At 71.2% G+C, this 385-nt stretch carries 1 pseudogene; it reads left to right on the top strand.

Annotated elements, in window-relative coordinates:
• Nucleotides 1–358 (top strand): annotated as a pseudogene (locus FJV41_RS57730) (3-deoxy-7-phosphoheptulonate synthase); the annotation flags it as partial.
• Nucleotides 359–385 lie beyond the last annotated feature (27 nt).

The raw sequence follows: 385 nt of genomic DNA, 5'->3' as shown, positions 1-385 counted from the left end.
CGCCGACAGCGTGGCCGCCGCCTGCAAGGACCTGGAGGCCGCCAAGCTGCCGCCGACGCTCATGGTCGACTGCAGCCATGCCAACAGCAGCAAGCAGCACGAGCGCCAGCGCGACGTGGCGCGCGACATCGCCGGCCAGATCGCGGGCGGCTCGCACAGCATCTTCGGCGTGATGGTGGAGAGCCACCTGGTGGCCGGCGCCCAGAAGTTCACGCCCGGCAAGGACGACGCCTGCGGCCTGGAGTATGGCAAGAGCATCACCGATGCCTGCCTGGGCTGGGACGACTCGCTCGGCGCGCTCAAGGAGCTGTCGGACGCGGTCGCCGCACGGCGTTCCGCTGTGGCCCTCGCCGCTTGACACGGCGTCCCCCGGGTTAACCGGGAG

It is taken from the genome of Myxococcus llanfairpwllgwyngyllgogerychwyrndrobwllllantysiliogogogochensis, assembly GCF_006636215.1.
Classification (GTDB): domain Bacteria; phylum Myxococcota; class Myxococcia; order Myxococcales; family Myxococcaceae; genus Myxococcus; species Myxococcus llanfairpwllgwyngyllgogerychwyrndrobwllllantysiliogogogochensis.
Note: the sequence above shows the minus strand (reverse complement) of the source record. Positions and strands in the feature narration are given on the sequence as shown.